Source organism: Micromonospora sp. NPDC005413, assembly GCF_040606435.1.
GTDB lineage: Bacteria > Actinomycetota > Actinomycetes > Mycobacteriales > Micromonosporaceae > Micromonospora.
In genome coordinates this window covers 16,450-41,913 of sequence record NZ_JBEXEV010000010.1, presented here as the reverse complement: position 1 = coordinate 41,913, position 25,464 = coordinate 16,450, and the positions used below count along the sequence as shown (strand labels likewise).

General features: G+C 71.9%; 32 protein-coding genes and 1 pseudogene. 19 read left to right on the top strand and 14 right to left on the bottom strand.

Annotated elements, in window-relative coordinates:
- The first annotated feature begins 102 nt into the window (after nt 1-102).
- Nucleotides 103-1,056, top strand: coding sequence for a CoA ester lyase (locus ABZS37_RS14090; protein WP_355168829.1), 954 nt, complete (start codon nt 103-105; stop codon nt 1,054-1,056).
- 46 nt (nt 1,057-1,102) lie between these two features.
- Here ABZS37_RS14090 and ABZS37_RS14085 read toward each other — a convergent pair whose 3' ends face one another.
- A complete protein-coding gene (locus tag ABZS37_RS14085; protein WP_355168827.1) occupies nt 1,103-1,645 on the bottom strand; it encodes a DUF4190 domain-containing protein in 543 nt (180 codons plus the stop codon).
- 185 nt (nt 1,646-1,830) lie between these two features.
- Between ABZS37_RS14085 and ABZS37_RS14080 the strand changes: the two genes are divergently transcribed.
- Nucleotides 1,831-2,667 carry an SDR family NAD(P)-dependent oxidoreductase gene (locus tag ABZS37_RS14080; protein WP_354995613.1) on the top strand — a complete coding sequence of 279 codons (837 nt, stop codon included), beginning with the start codon at nt 1,831-1,833 and terminating at the stop codon, nt 2,665-2,667.
- Between the two features lie 28 nt (nt 2,668-2,695).
- Here the strand turns inward: ABZS37_RS14080 and ABZS37_RS14075 are convergent, their stop codons facing one another.
- Nucleotides 2,696-3,151 (bottom strand): DUF4190 domain-containing protein, encoded by a 456-nt coding sequence (locus ABZS37_RS14075; RefSeq protein ID WP_355168825.1) that lies wholly within the window; start codon nt 3,149-3,151, stop codon nt 2,696-2,698.
- Between the two features lie 177 nt (nt 3,152-3,328).
- On the opposite strand from ABZS37_RS14075, the gene ABZS37_RS14070 reads away from it, so the two are divergent.
- Nucleotides 3,329-4,525: an acyl-CoA dehydrogenase family protein gene (locus tag ABZS37_RS14070; RefSeq protein ID WP_355168823.1), complete on the top strand. Its 1,197-nt coding sequence runs from the start codon at nt 3,329-3,331 to the stop codon at nt 4,523-4,525.
- A 159-nt stretch (nt 4,526-4,684) separates the two neighbouring features.
- Here ABZS37_RS14070 and ABZS37_RS14065 read toward each other — a convergent pair whose 3' ends face one another.
- The 3 genes from ABZS37_RS14065 to ABZS37_RS14055 all read right to left on the bottom strand — a co-directional run bounded on the left by ABZS37_RS14065 (nt 4,685) and on the right by ABZS37_RS14055 (nt 6,897).
- The gene (locus tag ABZS37_RS14065; protein ID WP_355168821.1) at nt 4,685-5,101 is read right to left on the bottom strand and encodes a hypothetical protein; all 417 of its coding nucleotides are present in this window, start codon (nt 5,099-5,101) and stop codon (nt 4,685-4,687) included.
- Between the two features lie 315 nt (nt 5,102-5,416).
- Nucleotides 5,417-5,824, bottom strand: a complete 408-nt coding sequence (locus ABZS37_RS14060) for a CoA-binding protein (protein WP_355168819.1) — start codon at nt 5,822-5,824, stop codon at nt 5,417-5,419.
- Between the two features lie 26 nt (nt 5,825-5,850).
- Nucleotides 5,851-6,897, bottom strand: coding sequence for an Rv2578c family radical SAM protein (locus tag ABZS37_RS14055; RefSeq protein ID WP_355168817.1), 1,047 nt, complete (start codon nt 6,895-6,897; stop codon nt 5,851-5,853).
- Between the two features lie 93 nt (nt 6,898-6,990).
- Here ABZS37_RS14055 and ABZS37_RS14050 point away from each other — a divergent pair, with 93 nt between their 5' ends.
- The gene (locus ABZS37_RS14050) at nt 6,991-7,410 is read left to right on the top strand and encodes a DUF393 domain-containing protein (RefSeq protein WP_355169047.1); all 420 of its coding nucleotides are present in this window, start codon (nt 6,991-6,993) and stop codon (nt 7,408-7,410) included.
- Here the strand turns inward: ABZS37_RS14050 and ABZS37_RS14045 are convergent.
- From ABZS37_RS14045 to trxA, 3 genes are all read right to left on the bottom strand, one after another.
- A complete protein-coding gene (locus ABZS37_RS14045) occupies nt 7,374-8,351 on the bottom strand; it encodes an HTTM domain-containing protein (RefSeq protein ID WP_355168815.1) in 978 nt (325 codons plus the stop codon). The genes ABZS37_RS14050 and ABZS37_RS14045 overlap by 37 nt on opposite strands.
- The gene (locus ABZS37_RS14040) at nt 8,348-8,788 is read right to left on the bottom strand and encodes a hypothetical protein (protein WP_355168813.1); all 441 of its coding nucleotides are present in this window, start codon (nt 8,786-8,788) and stop codon (nt 8,348-8,350) included. The genes ABZS37_RS14045 and ABZS37_RS14040 overlap by 4 nt, the downstream gene beginning before the upstream one ends.
- 154 nt (nt 8,789-8,942) lie before the next feature.
- Nucleotides 8,943-9,305, bottom strand: a complete 363-nt coding sequence (gene trxA, locus ABZS37_RS14035; protein ID WP_355168811.1) for a thioredoxin — start codon at nt 9,303-9,305, stop codon at nt 8,943-8,945.
- A gap of 548 nt (nt 9,306-9,853) precedes the next feature.
- Here trxA and ABZS37_RS14030 point away from each other — a divergent pair.
- From ABZS37_RS14030 to ABZS37_RS13980, 11 genes are all read left to right on the top strand, one after another.
- The gene (locus ABZS37_RS14030; RefSeq protein WP_354995548.1) at nt 9,854-10,369 is read left to right on the top strand and encodes a MaoC family dehydratase; all 516 of its coding nucleotides are present in this window, start codon (nt 9,854-9,856) and stop codon (nt 10,367-10,369) included.
- Nucleotides 10,370-10,461: 92 nt separating this feature from the next.
- Complete coding sequence (locus ABZS37_RS14025; protein ID WP_354995547.1) at nt 10,462-10,998, top strand: hypothetical protein; 537 nt, start codon at nt 10,462-10,464, stop codon at nt 10,996-10,998.
- Nucleotides 10,999-11,049: 51 nt separating this feature from the next.
- A complete protein-coding gene (locus ABZS37_RS14020; protein ID WP_355168809.1) occupies nt 11,050-11,673 on the top strand; it encodes an RNA methyltransferase in 624 nt (207 codons plus the stop codon).
- 9 nt (nt 11,674-11,682) lie between these two features.
- Nucleotides 11,683-12,429: a DUF6758 family protein gene (locus tag ABZS37_RS14015; RefSeq protein WP_355168807.1), complete on the top strand. Its 747-nt coding sequence runs from the start codon at nt 11,683-11,685 to the stop codon at nt 12,427-12,429.
- 116 nt (nt 12,430-12,545) lie between these two features.
- Complete coding sequence (locus ABZS37_RS14010) at nt 12,546-12,704, top strand: hypothetical protein (protein WP_007455302.1); 159 nt, start codon at nt 12,546-12,548, stop codon at nt 12,702-12,704.
- A 6-nt stretch (nt 12,705-12,710) separates the two neighbouring features.
- A complete protein-coding gene (locus ABZS37_RS14005) occupies nt 12,711-13,586 on the top strand; it encodes a PH domain-containing protein (protein ID WP_355168805.1) in 876 nt (291 codons plus the stop codon).
- Between the two features lie 104 nt (nt 13,587-13,690).
- Entirely contained in the window at nt 13,691-14,473 is a 783-nt protein-coding gene (locus ABZS37_RS14000; RefSeq protein WP_355168803.1) for a SigE family RNA polymerase sigma factor, read from the top strand.
- A 59-nt stretch (nt 14,474-14,532) separates the two neighbouring features.
- The gene (locus ABZS37_RS13995; RefSeq protein ID WP_355168801.1) at nt 14,533-15,735 is read left to right on the top strand and encodes a hypothetical protein; all 1,203 of its coding nucleotides are present in this window, start codon (nt 14,533-14,535) and stop codon (nt 15,733-15,735) included.
- Nucleotides 15,736-15,797: 62 nt separating this feature from the next.
- Entirely contained in the window at nt 15,798-16,670 is an 873-nt protein-coding gene (locus ABZS37_RS13990) for a PHP domain-containing protein (RefSeq protein ID WP_355168799.1), read from the top strand.
- A gap of 40 nt (nt 16,671-16,710) precedes the next feature.
- A complete protein-coding gene (locus ABZS37_RS13985) occupies nt 16,711-17,325 on the top strand; it encodes a MarC family protein (RefSeq protein ID WP_354995541.1) in 615 nt (204 codons plus the stop codon).
- Between the two features lie 137 nt (nt 17,326-17,462).
- On the top strand, nt 17,463-18,290 hold the full coding sequence (locus tag ABZS37_RS13980; protein WP_355169045.1) for a PD-(D/E)XK nuclease family protein: 828 nt from the start codon (nt 17,463-17,465) through the stop codon (nt 18,288-18,290).
- Between the two features lie 22 nt (nt 18,291-18,312).
- Here ABZS37_RS13980 and ABZS37_RS13975 read toward each other — a convergent pair whose 3' ends face one another.
- Both ABZS37_RS13975 and ABZS37_RS13970 read right to left on the bottom strand, forming a co-directional pair.
- Nucleotides 18,313-19,164 (bottom strand): oxygenase MpaB family protein, encoded by an 852-nt coding sequence (locus ABZS37_RS13975; protein ID WP_355168797.1) that lies wholly within the window; start codon nt 19,162-19,164, stop codon nt 18,313-18,315.
- Nucleotides 19,165-19,223: 59 nt separating this feature from the next.
- A complete protein-coding gene (locus ABZS37_RS13970; RefSeq protein ID WP_272615291.1) occupies nt 19,224-19,652 on the bottom strand; it encodes a Fur family transcriptional regulator in 429 nt (142 codons plus the stop codon).
- Between the two features lie 202 nt (nt 19,653-19,854).
- Here ABZS37_RS13970 and ABZS37_RS13965 point away from each other — a divergent pair, with 202 nt between their 5' ends.
- A complete protein-coding gene (locus ABZS37_RS13965) occupies nt 19,855-20,337 on the top strand; it encodes a DUF2231 domain-containing protein (RefSeq protein ID WP_355169043.1) in 483 nt (160 codons plus the stop codon).
- Nucleotides 20,338-20,356: 19 nt separating this feature from the next.
- Here ABZS37_RS13965 and ABZS37_RS13960 read toward each other — a convergent pair whose 3' ends face one another.
- Nucleotides 20,357-20,689 carry a hypothetical protein gene (locus ABZS37_RS13960; protein ID WP_355168794.1) on the bottom strand — a complete coding sequence of 111 codons (333 nt, stop codon included), beginning with the start codon at nt 20,687-20,689 and terminating at the stop codon, nt 20,357-20,359.
- 104 nt (nt 20,690-20,793) lie between these two features.
- Between ABZS37_RS13960 and ABZS37_RS13955 the strand changes: the two genes are divergently transcribed.
- Entirely contained in the window at nt 20,794-20,976 is a 183-nt protein-coding gene (locus tag ABZS37_RS13955; protein ID WP_355168792.1) for a hypothetical protein, read from the top strand.
- A 46-nt stretch (nt 20,977-21,022) separates the two neighbouring features.
- Here ABZS37_RS13955 and ABZS37_RS13950 read toward each other — a convergent pair whose 3' ends face one another.
- Nucleotides 21,023-21,637: a flagellar biosynthesis protein FlgA gene (locus ABZS37_RS13950; protein WP_355168790.1), complete on the bottom strand. Its 615-nt coding sequence runs from the start codon at nt 21,635-21,637 to the stop codon at nt 21,023-21,025.
- Nucleotides 21,638-21,733: 96 nt separating this feature from the next.
- Here ABZS37_RS13950 and ABZS37_RS13945 point away from each other — a divergent pair, with 96 nt between their 5' ends.
- Nucleotides 21,734-22,153, top strand: a complete 420-nt coding sequence (locus ABZS37_RS13945) for a hypothetical protein (RefSeq protein WP_355169053.1) — start codon at nt 21,734-21,736, stop codon at nt 22,151-22,153.
- A gap of 14 nt (nt 22,154-22,167) precedes the next feature.
- On the opposite strand, the pseudogene ABZS37_RS13940 reads toward ABZS37_RS13945, so the two are convergent.
- Nucleotides 22,168-22,308: pseudogene (locus ABZS37_RS13940) on the bottom strand (FmdB family zinc ribbon protein); the annotation flags it as partial.
- Nucleotides 22,309-22,369: 61 nt separating this feature from the next.
- The gene (locus ABZS37_RS13935) at nt 22,370-23,047 is read right to left on the bottom strand and encodes a 5-formyltetrahydrofolate cyclo-ligase (protein WP_355168788.1); all 678 of its coding nucleotides are present in this window, start codon (nt 23,045-23,047) and stop codon (nt 22,370-22,372) included.
- 85 nt (nt 23,048-23,132) lie between these two features.
- On the opposite strand from ABZS37_RS13935, the gene ABZS37_RS13930 reads away from it, so the two are divergent.
- Nucleotides 23,133-25,463, top strand: a complete 2,331-nt coding sequence (locus tag ABZS37_RS13930; protein WP_355168786.1) for a diguanylate cyclase — start codon at nt 23,133-23,135, stop codon at nt 25,461-25,463.
- Nucleotide 25,464 lies beyond the last annotated feature (1 nt).

The following is a 25,464-nucleotide window of genomic DNA, read 5'->3' as shown; positions in this document are numbered from 1 at the left end:
CGAGGTTACCGTGGCGTCACAACGCCCTTTGGGATCGTTAAGTTCTCGGATCTGACATCAGTGGCGTCGGCATGCCCGCCGGACGCTGGAAGGAGCGCATCCATGGCCGCAGTCGGTCGCCCCCGCAGGTCCTGCCTCGCCGTGCCGGGTTCCAGCGTCAAGATGCTCGGCAAGGCGCAGGGACTCCCGGCCGACCAGGTCTTCCTCGACCTGGAGGACGCGGTCGCCCCGCTGGCCAAGCCCGACGCGCGCAAGAACATCGTGGCCGCGCTCAACGAGGGCGACTGGGCCGGCAAGGCCCGCGTGGTGCGGGTCAACGACCTGACCACCCCGTGGACCTACCGGGATGTCATCGAGGTCGTCGAGGGCGCCGGCGCGAACCTGGACTGCATCATGCTGCCGAAGGTGCAGAACGCCGAGCAGGTGCACTGGCTGGACCTGTTGCTCACGCAGATCGAGAAGACGCTCGGCCTGGAGGTCGGCCGGATCGGCATCGAGGCGCAGATCGAGAACGCCGCCGGCCTGGTCAACGTGGACGCCATCGCGGGCGCCTCGCCGCGCGTGGAGACCATCATCTTCGGCCCGGCCGACTTCATGGCGTCGATCAACATGAAGTCGCTGGTGGTCGGCGCGCTGATCCCGGACTACCCGGGCGACCCGTACCACTACATCCTCATGCGGATCCTGATGGCCGCCCGGATGCACGACAAGCAGGCCATCGACGGCCCGTTCCTGCAGATCCGGGACGTGGACGGCTTCCGCGAGGTCGCCAAGCGCTCGGCCGCGCTGGGCTTCGACGGCAAGTGGGTGCTGCACCCGGGCCAGATCGATGCCGCCAACGAGGTCTACCAGCCGGCGCAGGCCGACTACGACCACGCCGAGCTGATCCTCGACGCGTACGAGCACTACACCTCGGAGGCGGGCGGCAAGCTCGGCGCGGTGATGCTCGGTGACGAGATGATCGATGAGGCGTCCCGCAAGATGGCACTGGTGGTCGCGGCCAAGGGCCGGGCCGCCGGGATGAGCCGTACCTCGTCGTTCACCGCACCGGAGTGACCGGCCGAGCCGCCCCCGGGTCGCCCCCGGGGGCGGCTCGCCGAACTCAGTAGGTGCCGGTCTCGTAGCTGGACGAGTCCTGGTTCGCCACCCAGACAATGAAGATCACGATGGCGATGGTGGCCAGCACGGCCAGTGCGGTGGCGACCCAGCCGACGATGATGCCGGCGGTGGCGAAGCCCTCGCCGCCCTCGCCGCGCTCCCTGATCTGCTTGCGGGAAACGTGGCCGAGGATCGCGCCGATCGCGCCGATGTAGCCGCCGAGGCCGTAGCCGCAGAGGCCGAGGGCGCCGATGATCGAGACGACCATCGCGGCGATGGCCAGGCCGTTCTGCTTCGGTGCGGGCGGGTAGCCGTAACCCGGGTAGCCGGCCGGTGGTGGGTAACCGGGTGTGGCCGCGTACGGGCCGGGCTGGACCGGTATCTGCGGCGCGCCGCCCGCGTACGGGTCGTTCGGTGCGTACGGGTACGCGGCGGTCGGCTGGGCGGGTACCGGTTGGCTGCTCACCGGGAGGGTGGGGTCGTCGAATTGCTGTCCCGACGACGCCGGGTCGTGCCAGCCGCCGGAGGGCGGGGGATTATTGGTCATGCGAACTCTCCGTCAGGTCGGGTGCGCCGTCAGGGTAGCCACCGCAGCCCAAACCTGACGCCCCTGCTACCGGGTGCCGCATTGCTCGGGCCGGTCGTAACGGGCAGGATCCTGGCATGGCATTCGACGCGCGCGCCGCGGACCGCTCCGGCAGCCGACCCAGACGGGACGTCAGCCGCCCGGGCGTGGCCCGGCGTGCCCGTGCGGCCACGCCGGCCGGCAGCCCTGGTCCTGACGAGCCGGTCGCGCTCGCCGACCCGGTGACCATGCGGCTCGATGGGCGGGTCGCCCTGGTGACCGGGGCGGGCAGCCCGGACGGCATCGGGTACGCCACCGCCCGGCGACTCGCCGACCTGGGCGCGCGGGTGGCCATCGTCTCCACCACCCGGCGCATCCACGAGCGGGCCGGCGAGCTGGGGGTGACCGGCTTCGTCGCGGACCTGACCGACGAGTCCGAGGTCGGTGCCCTGGCTGACGCGGTCGCCGAGCAGTTGGGCGACGTCGAGGTGCTGGTCAACAACGCCGGCCTGGCCAGTCGGGCCAGCCAGGGGGTGCTGCGGCCGGTGGCGCAGCTGACCTACGACGAGTGGCGCGGCGAGATCGACCGCAACCTGTCCACCGCCTTTCTGTGCAGTCGGGCGTTCATCGGTGGGATGGCAGAGCGGGGCTGGGGTCGGATCGTCAACCTGGCGGCCACGGCCGGCCCGGTCAACGCCCTGCCCACCGAGGCCGCGTACGCCGCGGCGAAGGCCGGGGTGGTCGGGCTGACCCGGGCGCTGGCCATGGAGATGATCGCCGACGGGGTGACCGTCAACGCGGTGGCGCCCGGCACCATCTACACCGCGGCGTCCACGATGGCCGAGATCAAGCAGGGGCTGGGCACTCCCGTGGGTCGACCGGGCACTCCGGACGAGGTCGCCGCGGCGATCAGTTTCCTGTGCTCTCCGGCCGCCTCGTACATCACCGGTCAGATGCTGGTGGTCGACGGCGGCAACAGCGTCCGCGAGGCTCGGTTCCGCTGACGGCGCTGGTCCAGATCGGCCCGTCGGGTCAGTAGCCCCCGCTGTTGCCGGTGTTGCCGAGGGTGACCAGGGCCAGCCAGCCACAGCAGGCCAGCACGGTGAGCCCGGTGAAGACGTAACCGAGGATCAGCCCCCAGGTGGCGAGCTGGTCGCCCTCCTCGCCGCTGGTACGGATCTGCCGCTTGGCCACGTGGCCGAGGACGGCACCGGCCGGCGGAAACACGAAGGCGAACACCAGCGACAGGATCGCCAGCACGTTGGTGGGCCGACCTGGGCCGGACGGTGGTGGGCCGTACTGGCCGTAGGGGCCCTGCGGGGGGTACGCCGGCTGCTGGCTCCAGTGCGCCGACTGGTGCGGCCCCTGCTGCCCGTACGGCGATGGTTCGTCCGCCGGTGGCCCGTACGGCGACTGGTCCCGGGGTGGTTCGTAGGGTGACGGCGGCGGCTCGTCCCCGGGCGGTCCCGACGGCGGCGGGTAGCTCACAGCTGTCCTCCTCCTGCCGGTGCCGGAAAAGTCCCTCTTGCCGGACGCTACCCGCAGCGGTGAACCTTTTCACAGCGGTTGTGTGGACTGGTCACCTTGGCCTTGCCGGCTCCGGAGGCCGATACTGACCCAGCGTTCAGTTACCCATGAGTAGTGCGCTGATCCCCGGAGGCTGAGATGGCCAGACTCGCCCAGACGCCCGGCCTGACCGATGTGCAGCTGTCGATCCTGGAGACGGTCCGGGAGTTCGCCGACAAGGAGATCATCCCGCACGCCCAGCGGCTGGAGCACGCCGACGAGTACCCCACCGACATCCTCGACGGCATGCGCGAGATGGGGCTGTTCGGCCTCACCATCGACGAGGAGCACGGCGGGCTCGGCGAGTCGCTGCTCACCTACGCGCTGGTGGTCGAGCAGCTCTCCCGGGGCTGGATGTCGATCTCCGGGATCGTCAACACCCACTTCATCGTGGCGTACCTGATCTCCCAGCACGGCTCCGCGGAGCAGAAGGCCCGCCTGCTGCCGAAGATGGCGACCGGCGAGGTGCGCGGTGCGTTCTCCATGTCCGAGCCGGAGACCGGCTCCGACGTCGCCGCGATCAAGTCTCGGGCTGTCCGCGACGGCGACAGCTACGTGCTCAACGGGCAGAAGATGTGGCTGACCAACGGGGCGTACTCCTCGGTGGTGGCCACCCTGGTCAAGACCGACACCGGTGCCGAGTCGGTGTACGGCAACATGAGCACCTTCCTGTTGGAGAAGGAGCCGGGCTTCGGCGAGACCGCCCCTGGCCTCACCATCCCGGGCAAGATCGACAAAATGGGCTACAAGGGCGTCGAGACCACCGAGATGGTGCTCGACGGGGTGACCGTGCCCGACTCGGCCATCCTCGGTGGCGCCGACAAGGTGGGTCGCGGTTTCTACCAGATGATGGACGGCATCGAGGTGGGCCGCGTCAACGTGGCCGCCCGCGCGTGCGGCATCTCGATCCGCGCCTTCGAGTTGGCGGTGAGCTACGCCCAGCAGCGCAAGACCTTCGGCCAGCCGCTCGCCAAGCACCAGGCGATCGCCTTCAAGCTCGCCGAGATGGGCACGAAGATCGAGGCCGCGCACGCCCTCATGGTCAACGCCGCCCGGCTCAAGGACGCCGGTCAGCGCAACGACGTCGAGGCCGGCATGGCCAAGTTGCTCGCCTCCGAATACTGCGCCGAGGTCGTCCAGGAGGCGTTCCGCATCCACGGCGGCTACGGCTACTCCAAGGAGTACGAGATCGAGCGGCTGATGCGGGAGGCCCCGTTCCTGCTCATCGGCGAGGGCACCTCGGAGATCCAGAAGACCATCATCTCCCGCGGCCTGCTCAAGGAGTACAAGCTCTGATCCGCACGTCAGCCGGCTCCCTGGCCAGGTCCTGCGGTTGGAACCGGTACTCCTCGAATGCCGCGATCAGCCGGTCCTCCGGCACCGCCGTGTCCCTGCCGAAGACGACCGGGGCGGGCTGCAGCGACCGCCAGACCGCGGGCCGCAGCCGTACGCCGTTCAGCCGAACGTCGCGCCGGTGCGGCTGACCCGGTCGATGTTCGTCCAGTCCAGGACCTGGCGGCCGTGCCGGATCGCGCGGGGAGTCAACGCCAGCTGACCCGTGAACCGCGCCTGCGCGTAGGCCGTCCGACCGAGCCATGCCGCGACTCCGACGGCGAGCACCGGCCGGACGATGTCGACCCAGAGGCCCTGCTCAGTCAAGCTGGCCAGCAGGGCCGCCCCGATCACGGTCAGCATGACCCACTCCGCCGCCAGATCGACCCAGCCGGCGAGCAACCGGCGTGCCACCAGGCCGGGTTCGACCGTGTCCAGGCCGGTGACCCGCTCCCGCCAGTGCAGTCGGCCGTCTCGCGGCGGCCACCACCGTCCGGCCAGCAGCCGGACGCCGATGGTCACCCAAACCGCCAAGCTCACTGCGGAGGAGTCCACCTGGGGCACCCGGAGCAACCCGCCGGCCATCACCCCCGCTACCAGCGCCGCGACCGTCAGTGCCAGGAACCGGCGAGGCAGAGCCCGTCGTCCAGCGAAGGCACGCAACAGCCGCGAAAAGGACACAACGCAGCGTGCGACCGCCACGCAGCCATACCGCCCGCCCCGCCCCCGCCCCTGCTCCGTCGATCATGGAGTTGTGGTGGGGGACAGATGCGGTAAAAAACCGCGAATCCGGCACCACAACTCCATGATCGACGGAGCAGGGGCGGGGCGGGGTGGGGTGGGGTGGGTGGGTGGTTAGGGGAGGCGGGTCAGGCCGGCGGCGTTACGTTCGACGATGAGGCAGCGGTCCTCGACGTAGTCCATGCCGGCCTCTTCGGCGATCCGCCGTGCTTCGGCCGAGACGATGCCGAGTTGCAGCCAGACCGCCGGGGCGCCGATCGCCGCGGCGTCGCGGACCACCTGCACGGCGTCGGCGGCCGGCCGGAACACGTCCACCAGGTCGACGGGGTGCGGAATGTCGGCGAGCGTCTTGTACGCCCGCTCCCCGAAGAGTTCGTCGACGGTCGGGTTGACCGGGATGATCCGCCAGCCGTGCTGCTGCATCTGCAACGGCACGCCGTGCGCGGCCTTCAACGGGTCGCGGGAAGCGCCTACGACGGCGATCACGGCGGAGTCGGCGAGGATCTGCTGAGCGGTACGCACCCGCCGACTGTAGCGCCGCCCCGAGGCTAGAGCAGGGTCAGCTGCTCGGCGGCAGGCGATGGAGGAGGCTCGGGCACGGGGCGGTTGTCGCCCAGCTCACCACGGTGTAACCCGTGCCGACGGGCGGCGATCCGCACCCGCGCGGTCAACTCCCGCTGGTACGCCTGCGGGGCGTAGGAGCCCGCTCGGTAGAGCTCGCGGTAGCGGGGCACGAGGTGCGGGTGCTCCCGGGCCAGCCAGCCCGCGTACCACTCCCGAGCGCCGGGACGCAGGTGCAGGGCCAGCGGGGTCACGCTGGTCGCTCCGGCGTCGGCGATCGCCGAAACGGTGGCGTCGATCGACTCGTCGCTGTCGCTCAGCCCCGGCAGGATCGGGGCCATCAGCACCCCGACGGAGAAGCCGGCGTCGGCGAGCGCCCGGACCGCGTCCAGTCGGCGACGCGGGTGCGGTGTGCCCGGCTCGACGGCACGCCAGAGCTGCTCGTCGACGAAGCCCACGGAGTAGGAGATGCCGACCCTGGTCACCTCGGCGGCCTGGCGCAGCAGCGGCAGGTCCCGCAGAATCAGCGTGCCCTTGGTGAGGATCGAGAACGGGTTCGCGAAGTCTCGCAGAGCCGCGATGATCTGCGGCATCAGCCGATAACGCCCCTCGGCCCGCTGGTAGCAGTCCACGTTGGTGCCCATCGCGACGTGCGCGCCCCGCCATTTCGGCGCGGCCAACTCCCGCCGGACCAGCTCACCGGCGTTGACCTTGACGATCACCTTCCGGTCGAAGTCCGCACCGGCATCGAGGTCGAGATAGGTGTGGGTATTTCTCGCGAAGCAGTAGAGGCATGCATGAGAGCAGCCTCGGTACGGGTTGACCGTCCACTCGAAGGGGACGCGGGACTGCCCGGGCACCCGGTTGATGATGGATTTGGCCCGGACCTCGTAGAAGGTCATCCCCGCGAACTCGGGGGTGTCGAAGGTGCGGGCGATGGCGCCGGGCAGCGCCAGCGGCAGGGGTGGCGTCGCTGGCGCTGCCCGCTCGGGGTCTCCCTCAACCGGGGGAGCGGTGAGGTTGTCCCAGCGCATGGGCACTATTCGAACACGTGTACGAGTCAAGCGCAAGTGACCCGCCGTACACCGATGGTCGTTTCGGTGGTCGGGGAGTGGAGGATGGACACCATGGAGACGTCGACCTTCGTCTACGACGGCGACTGCGCGTTCTGCACGCGCTGCGCGGAGTTCATCGAACGCCGTATCCCCACCGGCGCACGGGTGGTGCCCTGGCAGTTTGCCGACCTGGACGCGCTCGGCCTCACGGCTGACGAGTGCGAGGAGGCCGTGCAGTGGGTCGGCGCGGACGGCTCACGCGCCGCCGGGCCGGACGCCATCGCGAAGCTGCTCGCCGCGAGCGGCCCGCTCTGGCGGGTCGCCGGAGCCGGCCTGCGGTTTCCGCCGGCACGTGCTGCGGCCTGGCCGGCGTACCGCTGGGTGGCCCGCAACCGGCACCGGCTTCCCGGTGGCACGGCGGCCTGCTCGCTACCGCAGGAGGCCCGGGAGCGGCTCTACGGGCCGGCCGGCCGGCCGAGCACCGGGGCCTGATCGCCGAGCGGCGCCCGTTCCGCACTGGCTCCCACCGGAGCCTGACCAAGCGGCACCGGCTCCGTGCCGGCGCCCGCCGGGTCCGGTTCCGACGCGTCCGTCGCTGGCCCGGGGGTGTCGCGGCCGGCTAACCGGCGGGCCCAGACCAGCGGGCGGACCCGCTCCAGCGGTAGGAAGCTGGTCATCGCGGCCAGGTGCGGCGCGAACGAGATCGTGATGGTCGCGATGGTGATCGCGTGGAACGAGTAGAAGAAACCGACCATGGCGAGTCGCCAGCGGGGCGGTAGCAGGAAGACCACCGGGCTCAGCAGCTCGAAGGCCACGATGCCGAACTGGGCGACGATCAGCAGGTACGGCACCTGGGCGATGAGGTCCGCCAGATCGGTGCCACGTCGGATGATCGCGCGGGCCAGGACCGAGCCGGTCACCCAGTCCAGGCCGCCGAAGCGCAGCTTGGCCCAGGCGGCGAGGAAGTACGTGCAGATCACTGCGATCTGGGTGACTCGAAGCGCCCAGCCACCGGCCTCGGTGCGGGTGGTGTCGCCGTGCCGGGCCCGACCGGCGGTGGGCAGCACGGCCAGCGCGATGAGCAACCCGAACCGGTCGTGGTCGACCTTCCCGTAGCTCATCGCGATGAACATCCACTCCAGGTACAGCGCGCAGACCGCCCAGCCGAGCAGTCGGGGCGCGCGTCCGGTCGCGGCGAGGAGAGCGAGCACCAGCAGCGACCAGAAGATCACCGCCACCAGCGCCGAGGTCGGCGTCGGCAGTTGGAGCACACGTCCGATCAACAGCGGCTGGTACAGCTCGCCGGGCACGCTGACCCGGGTGCGTACCCAGGGAGTGAAGATCACCAGGTCGGCGGTGACGAAGAGGTAGATCAGGGTGCGGAACGCGGCCACCCGCCCCCGGGGCACAGCCTCGGTCAGCCAGCGGCTCATCGGGGGGCCTGCCAGCGGACCACGGTCTCATCGGTGTGTTTGCCGGTCGGTCGACCGGCGCGGATGCCGTGCCAGCGGATGACGATCCGGACCTCGACCAGCTCGGCGGCGTCCGGGTGGCGTTCGGCGTACGCGTCGGCGACCTCGGTGAGCAGCGTCGGGTCGGCGGCGTACCGGGCCTGCTGACCCTCGATCTCGGCACGGCGGATGCCGGTGGCGGCCTGGTCGAGGTCGATCACCGCCCCGGAGCTGTTCACGCCCTCGACGCGGGTGTCGGGGGCGGGTGCGTTCGGCGGGTTGGAGGTGGAGTACATCCGGAACGGGCCGAACGGGAAGTCGTCGTCGCTGCCCCAGAAGGTGCCGACCAGCAGCAGGACGAGACCGAGTGCGGTCGCGCCCAACCGGGTCACGCGCCCGCGGGTGGTCAGATTCTCCATCGGGTCGTGACGATACGGGATGTACCGGCTGCCTCGGGTCCCACCGACGGTCTGTTCCGGTTACCCGGGCAGGTGATCATGCGTGCGCTTCCGGGGGTACGACGAAGGCCGGGCCCGTACCGGGCCCGGCCTCGCGTGCCGTCGTGGAGACGGCTCAGTGGTTGTGCTCGGCCAGCTGCTTGCGGACGTCGTCCATGTCCAGCGCCTCGACCTGCTCGATCAGGTTCTCCAAGGCGGATTCGGGAAGGGCGCCCGGCTGGGAGAAGACGATGACGCCGTCACGGATCGCCATGATCGTCGGGATCGACCGGATGTCGAACTTCGCGCCCAGCTCCTGCTGAGCCTCAGTGTCGACCTTGCCGAAGACGATGTTCTGGTGCTTCTCCGAGGAGCGCTCGTAGACCGGGGCGAACCGCTTGCACGGACCACACCAGTCGGCCCAGAAATCGACCAGGACGATGCCGTCGTCGCCGGTCACCTCGTCGAAGTTCGCCGAGGTCAGCTCAACGGTTGCCATTGCACTCTCCGATCACCGCGGTTTATCTACGTCCCGTAGAACCAGGGCTGACCGTATCGAATTCCCGGGCCATGGGGCACGAAACGTGCTCGGGGCTGCCGGGGGGCGCGAGGGGTCATCGACCCACGTCTGTTTTCCCCGATGTGCGGATCGCAAGTGCATGACGCACTTGCGTGACCTGCGGTGATGGGAGCGTTTCCAAGGAGATCCACCGGATTGAGCGCTACGAATCGGTAACTTGCCCCTTGACGAGGAGGTATCCGGCCTGCGGAGATCGCTGATCAACCTCTATCTCGTCACCCAGAGTAGTGTTACAAAAAGATAAATGTGACGCCGATCTCTGTTGAACCTACGGTGCCGTAGGGCAGACTTCCTGACATCAGAGCGTGGGCGGCGGGTGCCGGGGAGGGCCCCGCCGCTCATTGCGTCTCCCCCCGTTTGAGTGACCGGTGTGACATTTCCGCCGCCGTCGCGCCCCGCCGGTCGCCTTAACCACCGGTAAGGCATGCTGTGCCGAACTCCATCGCCGCCCGTCGAAGGGGACCAGGATGCAGTTCGGCCGCTACTACGAGGAGTTCGAGGTCGGCGCGGTCTACCGGCACTGGCCGGGCAAGACCGTCACCGAGTACGACGACCACCTCTTCTGCCTGCTCACCATGAACCACCACCCGCTGCACATGGACGCGCACTACGCCGAGACGTCCAGCCAGTTCAAGCGCAACGTCGTGGTCGGCAACTACATCTACTCCCTGCTGCTGGGCATGTCGGTGCCCGATGTGAGTGGAAAGGCGATCGCCAACCTGGAGGTCGAGTCGCTGCGGCACGTCGCGCCGACCTTCCACGGCGACACCATCTACGGCGAGACCACCGTGCTGGACAAGCGCGAGTCCGGCTCCAAGCCCGACCGGGGCGTGGTGTCGGTGGAGACCCGCGGCTACAACCAGGACGGCACCATGGTCTGCGTCTTTCGGCGCAAGGTCATGGTCCCCAAGCGGGAGTACGCGGCCAGCGCCGTCCCCGACGGAGTGGATCCGGAGCGGCCCAGCTTCCCCGAGCCGCGCTGAACATCGCGGCGGGTCGACCGCCGTCGGGCTCTGGGCTCCTTCCCCGCAGCGGGTTCTGCTGGGGAAGGGGCCCTGTTCCCTTTTCGGGGCATATGCTGGCGCCGGAGGTTCCGATGAGCCACTCCGTCGCCGGAGAGCCGCCCTCTGCCGGCCGCCGAGCCGCACCCTTGACCACTGCTGTCTACTCCGCTGCCGAGTGGGACCTGCTCACCAGCCTGCCCGGTCGGGTCCTCGTGGCCGCTGCCGCTCCCGGCCCCGGCCGCGCGGAACGGGGAGTCATGGCGGGCCTGGCCGGCCTCGATGCCGTGGCGGCGGGGCGAGCCTTCGACAGCGATCTGGTCCGCGCGGTGGTCGCCGCGATCTACGCCCGTCACGACGGCACCCCGCAACCCGCCGAGCGACTCACCGATCTGGTGGACCTGCTGGCCGCCTGCCGGGCGGCGAGCCGGGTCCTGGGGCGGCGCGCCGACCCCGCCGACTCGGCCGCGTACCGCCAGTGGGTGCAGTCGGTCGCGGCCCGGGTCTGCCGTGCGGTGCCCAGCCCCGGCGAACGCCGGGTGGACCATCTGGCCAGCCCGGCGGACCGGCGCTTCCTGGACCGACTCGGTGCCGCGCTCGGGCTGGGCTGATCGGCGGGCCGCCGCGGCGAGCGCCGGCGCGGTCCGTACCCTCTGATGACCGTGACCGACGACCAGCTTGAGGTGGGCGTGGGCCCCTGGCCGGGGGACCCGCCGGATGACCCGCGTTACGACCCGCAGTTGCTGGCAGAGGGGGACCGGCGCAACGTCGTCGATCGCTACCGCTACTGGAGGCACGAGGCGATCGTCGCCGACCTGGACCGGCATCGGCACGGCTTCCACGTCGCGATCGAGAACTGGCAGCACGACTTCAACATCGGCACGGTGGTCCGCAACGCCAACGCGTTCAACGCCGCCGAGGTGCACATCGTCGGGCGGCGACGGTGGAACCGGCGCGGCGCGATGGTGACCGATCGCTACCAGCACGTGCGGCACCACGAGACGATCGAGGAGTTCGTCGCCTGGGCGGCCGAGCGGCGGCTGCCGGTGTTCGGCATCGACAACCTGCCCGGGTCGCGTCCGCTGGAGACCGGCGCCCTGCCGCGGGACTGCGTGCTGCTGTTCGGCCAGGAGGGGCCCGGACTCTCCGCGCCGGCCCGCGCCGCGTGCCACCAGCTCTACTCCATCGCCCAGTACGGCTCGACGAGGTCGATCAACGCGGGCGTGGCCAGCGGCATCGCGATGCACGCCTGGATCCGTGCCCACGCCGACGCGCCGCCGGACTGACCCACCGGGGTGCCGAATCGGACGTTCCGGCTTGACGTGCCGGCGGTCCGGGGCGACGGTGGGGATGTGAGTGTCGCGGTGAGTTGTCCGAGATGCGGGGGCCCGGTACGGGCGCCGGATCTGATGCACAGCGACTCGAGGTGTCTGCGCTGCGGCCCGGTGCCGCCGCTGCACGTGCCCGAGCACATCGGAGCGGAGATCATGGCGAGCGTGGTGGAGCGGATCACCGCGACCGCGGATCCGCCGGGGATGCCGTTGTGGTGCCCGTGGCCGCTGCCGTCCGGCTGGACCCTCACCGGCGTGGCGTACGCGGGGGACGACCGGACGGGAGTGCGGGCGACCGCCGTGGCCTGCGCGGGCCCGGCGCCACTGGGTGGTGGCCCGGCGGACCTGGTGTTCGTGGCCGAGGAACCGGGCGTCGGCCTGGGCACCCGGCTCGCCGGACTGGCTGGCCCGGACCCGGGACCGGAGCTGGTCGGCGCGCTGACCGACCCGGGGCCGGGCCACCCCGACCACGTCGGGCAGGCCAGGATCAGGGTCGGGGGGCACCCCACTCCACTGTGGTTGGTGAATTCTCCGACGGATCGAAGCGCGTACGCGGGCGAAGCTCGGGGAATGTGGCTCCATGCGATAGCCTGGCCGGCGAGTGCGGGTCACCTGCTCGCGGAAGACGTCGTGCTACACGACCTGACCGAGTGGACTCCGCCCGAGCTCGTGTACGGCGCACCGTCCCCGTATCTACCCGGGAGGGCTTGACAACCCATCCGGATTGACGGAGAACGGACGCAGATATTCACTGTACGACACCACACTGATACTCTGGGTGCCGCTGCGGTAATGGGACCCGGCGCCGCGCGAGAGGATGGCCCGCCATGGTCAAGAAGGTCCTCACCTGGGCCGGTATCGCGTTCTTGATCTTCTTCGTCGCCTACCGGCCAAACTCTGCGGCGGACGTGTTCAAGTCGCTCGGCGGCGGGATCATGGACATCGCCCAGGGGTTTGGCGACTTCTTCACCAGCCTCGTCGCCTAGCAGCCGATGGGCAGCCCCTCCGGTCCACCCTTTGACCCGGACGACCCCGACCGGGAACGCCGTGAGCGTGACACCGAGCCGATTCCGCGGATCGGGCCTGACGATGGCCCGGGCTACGGGGCGGGTCCCAGCCTGTCCGACGGTCCGTCCCTTTCGGACGACGTCGGCTATGGCGACGGGCCCGGCTATGCCGGCCAGGGTCGTTCCGGTCGGGCGTGGATCCGTGATCCCGAGGCCGGCTACCAGCCGCCGCAGATCTCCGAGGACGAGCTGGCCGGGTTGCGCGCCGACGCGACCGGCTCGTCCCCTCGGCGGGTGCTGCCACTGGAAGACGAGCCCAGCTCGCTGGTTGCCCGCTACCTCTTCCCCACCGAGCGCTACCGGGGCGAGTGGAAGCGGCACTGGATCCACCTCACCACCCCGCTGCTGATCGGCATCGCGGCGACCTTCGTGCTCGGCTACCTCTCCGGCTTTCTCGCCGGGCAGAACGTGGGCGCGCTGACCACCATCGCCGTGCTGCTCTGGTTCGCCGTGATGGGCTGGGTGGCCTGGAAGGTCGCAGACTGGTGGTATGACCGTTTCATCCTGACCAACAAACGGGTCATGGTGGTCAACGGCATCATCACCCGCCGGGTCGCCATGATGCCGCTGGTTCGGGTCACCGACATGAAGTACGAGCAGACGCCGACCGGCCGAGCGCTCAACTACGGCACGTTCGTGCTGGAGTCCGCCGGCCAGGAGCAGGCGCTCCGCGAGATCAAGAACCTGCCCAACCCGAACGAGCTCTACCTGCGCGTGGTCGAGGAAATGTACGAGCCGCAGGCAGTCGAGGCTCGGCTCGGCAAGGAGGCCGACGAGGCCAAGGCCGACGACGGGGCGTGAAGGTTTTCGACCGAACATCGGAGCAAGTGCGCACCTTTCGTCATGGACCAGGGCGCCTCTGACGTGGCACTCTGCCAGGACAGCCGGGGGCGTGGAGGTGGGCGGTGGCGAGCAAGGACTCGTTGGAGGAGCAGTTCCGCGAGTTCGTCGCGGCCCGCTCCGCCGCGCTGCTTCGCACCGCTTATCTGCTCACCGGGGACTGGGCCACGGCGGAGGATCTGCTCCAGACGGCGCTGACCAAGACCTATCTCGCGTGGAAGCGGCTCGGTGGGATCGAGGCGGTCGAGCCGTACGCCCGACGGGTGATGGTCAACACCTCGACGAGTTGGTGGCGGCGGCGCTGGCACGGTGAGCGCCCCACGGAGGTGCTGCCCGAGCGGGCCGGTGTCGACGAGATCGAGCAGCAACTTGACCGTGACCTGCTCTGGCGGCATCTCAAGGAGCTGCCCAACCGGCAGCGAGCGGTGTTGGTGCTGCGCTACTACGAGGACATGTCGGAGGCGCAGACCGCCGCGATGCTGGACATTTCACCGGGCACGGTGAAGAGCCAGGCGTCCCGAGCGCTGGCCACGCTGCGCCGGCGGATGGGCGCCGACGCACCGGACCTGGCCGCCGCAGCCGGCATCGCCGGTCGGTCGGCAGCAGCCGGCATTGCCGGTCGGTCGGCAGCAGCCGGTGCCGCCCGGGCTGGGGCCTCGGGTGCCCCGACCGGACAGGTCCCGGCCTCCGGTGCCGCCGCGACGTCCCGACCCCGGCAGGCCAGTGGCCGACCCGTGCCCCGCCCGGCCACTCCCCGCCCCGCCGCGCCGCGTCCGATCGGCCCGCAGGTCGTGCTGCCCACCGCCCCGGCGGCCGTGCCCGTCGGCACGGGCTCCGGGGAGCAGTAGTGAGCGGATTCCCTGGTCGGCCTGACAACCGGACGGGCGGCCCGCGGCGTTCATACCAGGTGCGACCTGACGAGCTGGAAGGTGCGGTGCGGGAGACTCTCTCGCGCCAGGTCGCCCTTGCCCGCCCACTGGGCGCCGACCCGGCCGGCCAGGCCATCCGCCGCGCAAACCGGATCCGGCGTCGGCGCACCGCCGCCGGCCTCGCCCTCGCGACGGTCACCACCGTGCTGCTCAGCGTCGGCATGGCCCAGCTCGGTGCCGGGCCCGGCCAGGACGGGACACCCATCGTGGTGATCGGTGACCCGGACCCGTCCAGCCGCCCGGGCCCGACGGCCAGCGTTCCCGGCTCCACCCCCTCGCCCGGAACGTCCGCGGCCCTGATCGGGAGCGAGACACTGGTCAGCGCCGACGGACGGCGACTGGTGCTGCCCGACGTCGGGCCGGCCGAACGCGCCCAGGTCCTGCCCGGCGGCGGCGGTTGGCTGGTGGTCAGCACGCCGACCACCGCCGGTCGCACCCTCTGGGTGGTGCAGAACGACGGCCTGGTGCAGGTGCTGCTGGCCGGTGCGGGCCCGATCGTCCTGGCAGACGACAGCCGCCAGGTCGCCTGGCGCGACGGCAGCGACCTGCTGATGGCGGGGGTGGTCGGCACCCAGCTCATCGGGGCGGTGCGCACCCCGGCGCCCGCAGACGCGGCACCCGTCCGGTTCGTCGGTGACAGCGTCCTGGTCCGACTCGACCCGGCCGACGCCGGCCATACCCTGTGGCGCCCCGGAGCCGGACAGCTGCCGGAGGCCGTCGACCAGAAGACCCTCAACGTCTACGGAGGGCTCCCCGACGGCCGGCTGGTCGGCCAGATCTCCACGACCGATCCGGGCGGGACCTGCCTGGCCGTGCTCGACCCGACGCGTCACCTGGATCCGGTACGCACGGGCTGCGGTCCGGACCTGAGCCAGGACGGAGTCGGCGGGGTCTCCGCTGACGGGCGGTGGCTGCTGGTGAACGGGTGGGTCGGCAAGGCCAGCCGCTCCCTGCTGGTCGACCTGCAGAGGCTCGGGCCGGACACGGCCGCCGTTTCGGCCGGGCCGCCGATGACCGGCGCGATCGTCTGGAGCGACGAGTCCCACGCCTCCTACCTCGATGACACCGGCGAGCTGGTCCGGGTCGACGTCGGCCAGGTGCAGGCAGGAAAGGCTGCCAGCCCCGCTCCGGTGCCCGGCGTGCCAGCCGGGGAACGGCCAGTCCTGGTGACCCCGTTCTGATCCCTCGCGGTCGGGGTGACCTCCGCGAGCCGGGCTCCGTGGTCCCTCGGTAGCGTCGGATGGTGACCTCGCGTACCGGCTCCGCCCCGCGGATCGACCTGCACACCCACTCGACGGCCAGCGACGGCACGCTGAGCCCGGGTGAGCTGGTCCGCGCGGCCTCCGGGGCCGGGCTGGACGTGCTGGCCATCACCGACCACGACACCACCGCCGGCTGGGCGCCGGCCGTGGACGCGCTTCCGCCGGGACTACGCCTGATGCGGGGCGCGGAGTTGTCCTGTCGCTGGTCCGGCGTGCAGCCGGCGGTGCCGCTGCACCTGCTGGCGTACCTGTTCGACCCGGACCACCCGGAGCTGGTGGCCGAGCTGGCCCGGGTGCGGGCCGCCCGGGAGGAGCGCGGCGAACGGATCGTCGCGCTGCTGCGCGCCGACGGCATCGACGTGCGCTGGCCGGACATCCTGGCCGGCGCGGGCGGCGGCACGGTGGGCCGCCCGCACATCGCACAGGCGCTGATCCGGGCCGGCCTGGTCGGCAACACCCGGGAGGCGTTCGGCCCGGACTGGCTGGGCGAGCGGTACCGGCTGCCCAAGGAGGACATCGACGTGTTCCGGGCGATCCGGCTGGTCCGGGAGGCCGGCGGCGTGCCGGTCTTCGCCCACCCCCGGGCCACCCGACGAGGTCGGGTGGTGCCCGACGAGCTGATCGTCGAGCTGGCCGCCGCCGGGCTGGCCGGGCTGGAGGCCGACCACGAGGACCACAGCCCGGCCGAGCAGGCGCACGTTCGGGCGCTCGCCGCCGAGCTGGGCCTGCTGGTCACCGGCTCCTCGGACTTCCACGGCACCCACAAGACCGTCCAGCTCGGAGAGTTCAGCACCAGCGTCGAGGCGTACGAGCGGATCGTCGCCGAAGGGGTGACCGAGGTCGCTTCCGGCTGATCCCAGTTTCGGCGAATCGCGGCGCGGCTAGGTTGATCACGTGGATCTGAAGCTGTTCGGCGAGGTTTTCGTGACCCTGCTGGTGATCACTGACCCGCCGGGCATGATGCCGATCTTTCTGGCGCTGACCGGCCCGTTGCCCGCCCGTGACCGCAACCGGGCGGCCTGGCAGGCCGTCGCGCTGGCGCTGGGCGTGATCGTGATCTTCGCGGTAGCGGGGCAGACCCTGCTGGACTACCTGCACGTGGACCTGCCGGCGTTGCAGGCGGCCGGTGGGCTACTGCTCGTGCTCGTCGCCCTGGAGCTGCTCACCGGCAAGGCAGACGACCCCAGTCAGCAGGTCACCTCGAACATCGCGCTGGTGCCGCTGGGCACCCCGCTGCTGGCTGGTCCGGGCGCCATCGTGGCGACCATGCTCTTCGTCCAGCAGGCCGACGGGCTGGGCGACTTCACCGCCATCGCCCTGGCGATCCTCGCCGTGATGCTCGCGGTCTGGATCGTCCTCCGCTTCTCCGGCGGCATCGTGAAGATCCTCCGGCCGGGCGGGATCGAGGTGCTGACCCGGATCGCCGGCCTGCTGCTGGCCGCGATCGCTGTGCAGCTCATCGCCGACGCGGTGGCCGCCTTCGTCACGCAGTACGTGAACATGACCTGACCGGCACGCCCACGGTGTCGGGGGTGGATGGCAGGATCGCAGGCGTGCGACGATCCTCCTCAGCAGGACGGCCCGCCGCTGGCGGCCGGGCCCCCCAGCAGCGCAACGGCGGCGCCGAGCAGCTCGGCTTCGAGGGCATGCCGGAGCGGCTGTTCGTCTGCACACCCAGCAAGCTCGGCGCGTACGCGGACTGCCCACGTCGCTACCGCTACTCCTACGTCGACCGGCCGGCCCCGCCCAAGGGCCCGCCGTGGGCGCACAACTCGCTCGGCGCCAGCGTGCACACGGCACTGAAAAACTGGTATGCGCTGCCCGCCGACCGGCGTCGCCCCGAGGCGCTGGCCACCCTGCTCAAGGGCACCTGGGTTCGCGAGGGCTACCGCGACGACGAGCAGGAGTGGGCCGCCTACCGGCGGGCGCTGGGTTGGCTGGAGTCGTACATCGAGACGCTGGAGCCGGATTCCGACCCGCTCGGCGTGGAGCGGGTGGTCGCCGTCAAGACCGCCGTGCTGGCGTTCAACGGCCGGACCGACCGTATCGATTCACGGCCCGGGCCGGAGGGTCCGGAGCTGGTCATCGTCGACTACAAGACCGGCCGCACCGGGCTGGACACGGACGACGCCCGGGGTTCGCAGGCGTTGGCGCTCTACGCGTACGCGGCGGAGCGGGTGTTCCGCCGGCCGTGCCGTCGGGTTGAGCTGCACCACCTGCCGACCGGCACGATCGCCGCCCACGACCACACCGTCGAGTCGCTGGCCCGGCAGTTGACCCGCGCGGAGGAGACGGCCCGCGACATCATGGCCGCCGAGCGGGCGGTCGTGGACGGCGCCGACGCGGATGAGGCTTTCCCGGTGGCACCCGGCCCCCGCTGCGGCTGGTGCGACTTCCGGCGGCACTGCCCGACCGGCGCCCAGACACCGGGCAAGGAGCCGTGGGCGGCCGTGGACCGGCCCACCACCGGTTGATTCCCCGGCGGTGTGGGTCGGGTCAGCCGGCCAGCGCCGTTGCGGCCCGCTCCTTGGCGGCCTGGATGAACGGCCCTTCGATGTAGCGACGGGGGACCGCGGCCAACGCGAGCCGCAGGGCGCGCACGGAAAGGTCCGCCGACAGGGCGGTGGTGGGCAACCCGAGCCCGCCGTACAGGCGGCGTGCCCAGGCCGGCAGCAGCGCCAGCGCGGTGCCGGCGATCCCCAGGTACGCCCAACGCGGTGGGCCGAGGGTGAGCCCCAACCGGGCCGGCAGGCTGAGCTTCCAGGGCAGCGGCGGGGCGGTGAGGAAGAGCGCCGTCTCGGCGGCCTCCCGGGTCATGCGCAGCTGCGGCCGTACGTCGCGGTAGTACTCCGCGACCTCCGCAGCGGTGCCCGGGACGGTGGCCGGGTCCAGGCCGACCAGAGCGGCAGAGTGGCGCTGCTCGGTGTAGTAGCCGTCCACCTCGTCATCGGTGAGCGGCAACCCGGCACGCCGGGCCGTGCTGAGGAACGACTCGACCTCGGTGACGTGCACCCAGCGCAGCAGGTCCGGCTCGTCGATCCGGAACTCCGCGCCGGTGGCCGGGTCGGTGGCCCGTAGCCGGGCGTGCAGCCGGCGCAGCCGGGCCCCGGCAGCCTCCGCCTCGGCGGTGGTCCCGTAGACGGTGGTCGTCACGTAGGTGCTGGTGCGGGCCAGGCGGCCCCAGGCGTCGGTGCGGTAGTTGCTGTTCTGCGCGACCCCGGCCATCGCCTGCGGGTGCAACGCCTGGAGGTAGAGCGAGCGCAGGCCGGCGACGATCAGGATCGGCTCCTCGTGCACCTTCCACGTGACCGAACCCGGACCGAAGAGGCCGAGGTCATCGGAGTTCACCGCCCAAGAGTGCCACGCTCGGGCCGACCCCGTCGGAAACGGTCCGCCTACGCGGCCGGTCAGACGTCGGCGGAGCGGCGGGCCCGGCAGCTCGGGCAGAGGCCCCAGAAGGTCACTTCCGCCTCGTCCACCTCGAACCCGTGCGCGACGTTCGGCTCCAGGCACGGGGCGCTGCCCACCGCGCAGTCGATGTCGGCGATCTCGCCGCAGCCCCGGCACACCACATGGTGGTGGTTGTCGCCCACGCGCGCCTCGTAGCGGGCGGGACCGCCGGCCGGCTCGATCCGGCGGGACAGCCCGGCTCGGGACAGCGCACCCAGCACGTCGTACACCGCCTGGGTGGAGACCGAGTCGAGGCGTTCACGGACCCGCCGGGTGATCTCGTCGACCTCCAGATGGCCGCCGCCGGCCAGCACGTCGAGCACCGCGAGACGGGGCCGCGTGACACGCAGGCCCTTCGATCGCAGCAGCTCCTCGGTACCGGACATGCGCCAATGACAGCACGCGCGATCAGCATCGACAACCGTCGCCCGGCCCGGGTGGCCACCGACACAGCCAGGAAGATCGCGGGCGCGGCCCGCGACGGTGAACCCTATCGAGGCGGCGCGCGTGTCTCCGGTCGAGAGCCTGGGGACGACCGGCGGAACGTACGCTGACCATCTCCTGACCATGATCCACCTGGAGGGTTCGATGTTCGAGGAGATCCTGGGTCTACCGGTACACGTCCTGGTGGTCCATATGGTTGTCGTGTTCGTGCCGCTGCTGGCGGTGCTGGCGATCGCGTACGTGGGGCTGCCGCGGTGGCGACACCGGCTGGACTGGGCCCTGGGTATCCTCGCCGTGGCCGCGCCGGTGACCGCCTTCGTGGCCGTCGAGTCGGGTGAGGCGTTCACCGACGCGCTGGTCGCCCGGGGCTTCCAGGGTCAGATCCTCGACCAGATCTTCGAGCACTCCCGCTACGGCGACATCCTGTTCCGCATCCTGGTGCCGCTCGGGATCGTGGCCATCCTGCTGCTGGTGGCGACCAGTGGGCACCCTCGCGTGCCGCGGCTGCCGGCGCTGGTCACCCCGGTGCTGGCGGTGGCGGTCGTGGCGTTGTCCATCGCCGCCCTGGTCTACGTCTACCTGACCGGCCACACCGGCGCCGAGGCCGTCTGGGGCACCACCCTCTGACCGGCGCTCCTGGCGGACATCAGAAGATGAGCCGCGAGCAGAGCAGGCAGACCAGGAACACCAGCACCACACCGGCCGCCGCGCCGAAGCCGTAGGTGACCCGCTGCGAGCGCTGCTCGGCCGCGTCCAGGTCGGCCATGTCCTGCGGCGGCAGCCGTCGCGGAGGCGCCGGCTGCAGGTGTACGGGTGGACGCCAACCAGTCGGCGGCGGCACGCTCGGCGGGGGCCCGGAATATCCGCTCGCCGGTGTCGTCGCGGGCGCGGCGGGGGGTTGGTCCGCCACCGCGTCGTCACCGGGGCCGGGCCGTCGCCAGTAGTCGTCCGGGGTGCTGCCACCGCTGGGGGTCGTCACGCCGTCCGACGCTACCAACGACGCTGGCGGCCCGGTCGTTTCTGGCCGGCGTGCCACCGTCGGCGACCGGTCCGCTGCCGTCGGCTGCGCTAGTCTTGCCGCTCGTGAGCACCGAGGACCCCGGCACGCAGGGCGCGCGCGGCGACGAAGACCGCACCGTCGACCTGAGCGAAGACTTCGTGGTGCTGCCCGAGCAGACCTCCGACGACACCGACCGTGGTTGGGGTGAGCGGACGGACGGCAACGACGACTGGCTGCTCGCCCAACGCCCTCCGCACTGGGAGTGACCCCGGCGGCCGTACCGCCAGAGGGCCCGGTGGTGACGGCTCGCGCTCAGCCGCGGACGACGATGGCGAACCGGGTGTTCTCGGGGAGCCCGACGGCGCGTTGCGCCTGGTCGGGGCGGAGTGCCAGATAGAGCGCCGAGGACCCGTCGGTCGCGCCGGCGCCCAGCACGTCCAGCACCAGGGCCGCGGGTGCGAGCAACGTTGCCTCGGTGGCCGCCCCGCCCGGCGTCGCCGCGAGCAGGTCGACCCGGGCTCCGGGGCGGACCACTGCCAGCGCGGCCGGCTCGGCCAGCCGGACCGGCACCCCGACAGCGCCAGCGGGCAGTGGCAGCGGGCTGGTTCTTCCGTTCGCGCCGCTGCCGTCGGAGGCGCCCGGCGCGTCGGCGGGCAGCGCGTCGGAGGCACCTGGCGCGTCGGTGGGCAGCGGCCCGGCCTTTCCGCTGCCGTCCGTGGGGCGTGCCCGGTCGGGGTCGGTCGACCCGCCTGCGTCGGTGGCTCCCGCCGGTGCCCGGGACGGCGGGCAGCCGGTAGGGGTGTGGAGAACGGCGGCGGCCAGGCCGAGCAGCGCGGCGACCAGACCGGCCCGGAGCAGGGTGCGCCCGCCGGGCAGGGTGAGCCGGCGCAGCGGACGCAACGCCCGCGCGGAGTCTGGATCGCCCATGGTCTCTGCCGCCTCCCGTCCGCGGGTGTCGCAGCGACACCCGTGGCGGCAGGTTAGGCCGCTCCAGCCTGGTCGGCCGGCTGTCGGCCGGCGCCTGTGGACAACCGGCCGGCCTGTGGACAACGCCCACCGGTCGGCTCGACCTGCTATGGCGCCGACCTTGATCGACTCAAGGTCGGGGAAGGCGGGCTGTCAGGCCAGCCGGGGCCGGCCGACATCCGTGAACCCGAGTGGATCAAGGCCCGCCCCGGCGGGGGCGGGCCGACGGGTCAGGACGCGGAGTTGGCGGCCGGAGCCTTGCCGCCGGACGACGAGGAGCCGGACGACGAGGAGCCGGACGACGAGGAGCCGGACGACGAAGAGCCGGACGACGACGAACCCGACGACGAGGACGAACCACTCGACGAGCTCGAGGACGACCCGGAGTCCCCACCAGAGGACGACTCGGACTTTGCTGGCTTGGCCGGGCCGCCGGCCGCCGCCTCAGAGCTGGACGCCCGCGAGTCGGTGCGGTAGAAGCCCGAGCCCTTGAAGACGATGCCGACGGAGTTGAAGACCTTGCGCAGCCGCCCCTCACACGCCGGGCACTCGGTCAGCGGCTCGTCAGAGAAGGACTGCACCGCCTCGAGCTGGTGACCGCACGTGGTGCAGGCGTACTGGTACGTGGGCACGTTCTCCTCCGGATGTGGCTCGGCCAGTTGGCACTCGACCTATTCGAGTGCCAATGGTGCGTCATTCGCCCCGGGTTCGTCCAGCGGACGTGTGGGGCGAGACACCGTGCGCCGCGCCCGGGCCGTCGTCAAGCCTACGCACCCCGTCGGCAGGGGTGACGACCGCGCGGACAGGGCGGTCGTGCGGCTCCGCCAGCAGCGCCTCGACCAGCTCGCCGTCATGCAGAGGCACCACCGTCAGCGTCGCCTCGGGCACCCGGGCGAGCGCGCGGTCGTACGAGCCGCCGCCGCGTCCGAGCCGCCGACCGTGGCGGTCGACCGCGAGAGCCGGTACGACGACCAGCTCCGCGTCCGCCACGGCGGCCACCCCGAGACGGGCACCGACGGGCTCTCGGATACCCCGACCCGCGGCGATCAAGGCATCCGGCCCGGTATAGGGCGCCCAGTCCAGATCCAGGTCGGCGAGGAGCACCGGGAGCAGCAGCTCGGCGTCGGCTGGCAAGGCCGCCCGCAGCACCTCCGGCAGTTCGGCGCCGCCCGGTTCGGAGCCGACCGGCACGTACGCCGTCATTCGGTGCGGGCGCAGCCGGCGTACCAACGCGACCAGCTCGGCCTGCACGCGCCCGGCGGCGGCGGCCCGGGCCGGACCGGTCAGCGCCCGGCGGCGGGCGAGCAGCTCGACGCGGGCGTCCCGCTTCGCCATTCGGGTCACTTCCGCTTCATCAGAAAATTCCGGCACGCAACACTCCTGACGCAACGCCTCTCCCACGGTTGCTCTGTGTCAGCATCGCAAGCAACGGAGGCGGAACTTCCGGGGGGACCGAGTGACGCTACGCGGGCGGTTGACAGCAGCCTTCCTCGTGGTGGTGCTCGGGCCGGTCCTGCTCGGCGCGCTCTTCGTCGCCTACACCGTCGCCGCCGTCGACCACAGCCGCTCCACCGAGCGCCTGGCCGTGGCCGCGTCGACCGTTCGTACCTCGGTCGACGCGCTCTGCCAGCAGCTGCGCGCCACCGCCGACGCGGCGGCCCTCACCGCCGATCCGGCCGTCGCCGCCGCCCAACTGGTCGGCCGGGGCCTGGCCGCCGCGGTGCTGATCACCGATGTGACTGGCCAGGTCACCTACGTCTCGCCCGGCGCGCCGTCAACCCCATGGCGGGACTGCTCCGGCGCGACCACGGGCGCGACCGGCCCGGTCCGCGCGCTGGCCGCCCACGTCGACCTGCGCGACCGCGCCGGCACCCTGCTGGGCACGGTGACCGCCGCGCAGCTGGTCGACCCGGCCTTCGTGGCCCGGCTGGCGGCGGTGACCGGGGTGGCGGTCACCCTGCTCGACAGCGAGGCGAGCGCCGCGCGGGTCACCCACACCACCGAATCCCGCGAGGTACGCGACGCGGTGCTGGCCGCCGCCAGCTCCGTCCACGGCGAGCGGGTCACCGAAACCACCGACGGTCGGTACGTGCGACGGATCGGGCCGTCCGACGGTCAGCCGCTGCCACTGGTGCTCTCCGTGCCCAGCGAGCGGCCACCCGGGCTGCACGCCACGCTGGTCGGGGTGGTCGTACTGGCCGGGCTGCTCGCCGTGCTGACCGCCTGGCGGTTGGCCCGGATGACCACCCGGCCGCTGATGGAGTTGGCCGGCGCGGTCGACCGGGTGGCCCACGGCGACCTGACCGCCCGAGTGCCGGTACGCAGCCGCGACGAACTGGGCCGGCTGGCCGCCGCGTTCAACCGGATGACCCGGGAGACCGGGTCCTACGTCGCGGCGCTGACCAGCAACCGGGACCAGCTCCGCGGGCACCTCGCGGTGCTCGGTGACACCCTGGCCAGCACGCACGACCTGCAACGCATCCTGCGGGTGATCCTGCACAGCGCCATCGGAGCCACCGGCGCGCGGGCCGGCGCCGTGCTGCTGGTGGAGACCGGCGGGGTGCTCGTCGCACAGTGCACCGAGGGGTTGGACGGGCGCTGGCCGGAGGGGGACGCGGACGGGCCGCAGACGCTGCGGGTGCCGGTGGGCGTCGGCGTGGTCGGCGCCGTCGCCGCCACCGGGGAGCCGCAGCGGGGGAGAGTGGAGCCGACCGAGGCCCCCGCGGGTGAGCCGCGCTGTCGCACGTACGTCGCAGTCCCGTTCGCCGCCCCGGGCGGCGGTACCGCGGCCACCCTCATCGGGTCCTCCGGACCGACCGACGAGGCCGGCGCAGCGGCGGCGCTCGGCGTGCTGGCCCTCTACGACCGGCTCGGCGCGGACGAGTTCGATGACGACGACCTCGTCACCCTGCGCACCTTCGCCGGCCATGCGGCCGTGGCGGTGGACAACGTCCGGGTGCACGAGGAGGCGCAGCGGCTCTCCCTCACCGATCCGCTCACCGGGCTGTGGAACTACCGGTACCTGCGCGAGTCGATCCGGCGCGAGGTGGAACGGGCCAGCCGATTCGGGCGGATGCTCAGCATCCTCGCGCTGGATCTCGACCGGTTCAAGGACGTCAACGACACGTACGGGCACGCTGCGGGGGACACCGTGCTGGCCGAGTTCGCCCGGCGGGTGCGCGGCGAGATACGTGAGGTCGACCTGGCCTTCCGGCAGGGCGGTGAGGAGTTCGTGCTGCTGCTGCCGGAGACCGACGCGCGGGGCGCGGCGATCGTGGCCGAGCGACTCGGCGTGGTGGTCCGCGAGACGCCGATCGCCGTCGAGGCGTACGCCGGCCCGGTCGTGGTGACCGTGTCGGTGGGCATCGCCGTCTACCCGGACAACGGCAGCACCGGGCGGGAGGTGCTGGAGGCCGCCGACGACGCGCTCTACGCCGCCAAGGCAGCCGGCCGCGACACGTACCGGGTCGCCGAGGTGCGCCAGGACGTGCCGACGCGGGAGATACCAGTGCTCGCGGGTGCCGTGAGCCCACCCGACGGGCTGCCGCGCGCCGGCCAGCCCGTGCAGGCCATCCGGGAGCCGGGCGGGCCCGCCCGGTCGGAGCCGGCTGTGGGCGTACCGGAATCATCGCCGGCCGGCCCGGCGCACGCCCGGCCGGAGTCGGCCGACGACCCGGCGGACACCGCGACGGGTGGGGCACGGGCCGGCCCGGACGCCGCGCGGCCGGGGTCGGGTGGCGGCGCGTCTTCTGGGCCACACCCGCCGCGGCAGAGCCGTGGCCGATAGT

Coding starts and splice junctions, on each gene's coding strand:
- ABZS37_RS14090 (WP_355168829.1), top strand. CDS start 103: ATGGCCGCAGTCGGTCGCCCCCGCAGGTCCTGCCTCGCCGTGCCGGGT.
- ABZS37_RS14085 (WP_355168827.1), bottom strand. CDS start 1,645: ATGACCAATAATCCCCCGCCCTCCGGCGGCTGGCACGACCCGGCGTCG.
- ABZS37_RS14070 (WP_355168823.1), top strand. CDS start 3,329: ATGGCCAGACTCGCCCAGACGCCCGGCCTGACCGATGTGCAGCTGTCG.
- ABZS37_RS14055 (WP_355168817.1), bottom strand. CDS start 6,897: ATGCGCTGGGACAACCTCACCGCTCCCCCGGTTGAGGGAGACCCCGAG.
- ABZS37_RS14050 (WP_355169047.1), top strand. CDS start 6,991: ATGGAGACGTCGACCTTCGTCTACGACGGCGACTGCGCGTTCTGCACG.
- ABZS37_RS14045 (WP_355168815.1), bottom strand. CDS start 8,351: ATGAGCCGCTGGCTGACCGAGGCTGTGCCCCGGGGGCGGGTGGCCGCG.
- ABZS37_RS14040 (WP_355168813.1), bottom strand. CDS start 8,788: ATGGAGAATCTGACCACCCGCGGGCGCGTGACCCGGTTGGGCGCGACC.
- trxA (WP_355168811.1), bottom strand. CDS start 9,305: ATGGCAACCGTTGAGCTGACCTCGGCGAACTTCGACGAGGTGACCGGC.
- ABZS37_RS14030 (WP_354995548.1), top strand. CDS start 9,854: ATGCAGTTCGGCCGCTACTACGAGGAGTTCGAGGTCGGCGCGGTCTAC.
- ABZS37_RS14025 (WP_354995547.1), top strand. CDS start 10,462: ATGCTGGCGCCGGAGGTTCCGATGAGCCACTCCGTCGCCGGAGAGCCG.
- ABZS37_RS14010 (WP_007455302.1), top strand. CDS start 12,546: ATGGTCAAGAAGGTCCTCACCTGGGCCGGTATCGCGTTCTTGATCTTC.
- ABZS37_RS14005 (WP_355168805.1), top strand. CDS start 12,711: ATGGGCAGCCCCTCCGGTCCACCCTTTGACCCGGACGACCCCGACCGG.
- ABZS37_RS13980 (WP_355169045.1), top strand. CDS start 17,463: ATGCCGGAGCGGCTGTTCGTCTGCACACCCAGCAAGCTCGGCGCGTAC.
- ABZS37_RS13970 (WP_272615291.1), bottom strand. CDS start 19,652: ATGTCCGGTACCGAGGAGCTGCTGCGATCGAAGGGCCTGCGTGTCACG.
- ABZS37_RS13965 (WP_355169043.1), top strand. CDS start 19,855: ATGTTCGAGGAGATCCTGGGTCTACCGGTACACGTCCTGGTGGTCCAT.
- ABZS37_RS13950 (WP_355168790.1), bottom strand. CDS start 21,637: ATGGGCGATCCAGACTCCGCGCGGGCGTTGCGTCCGCTGCGCCGGCTC.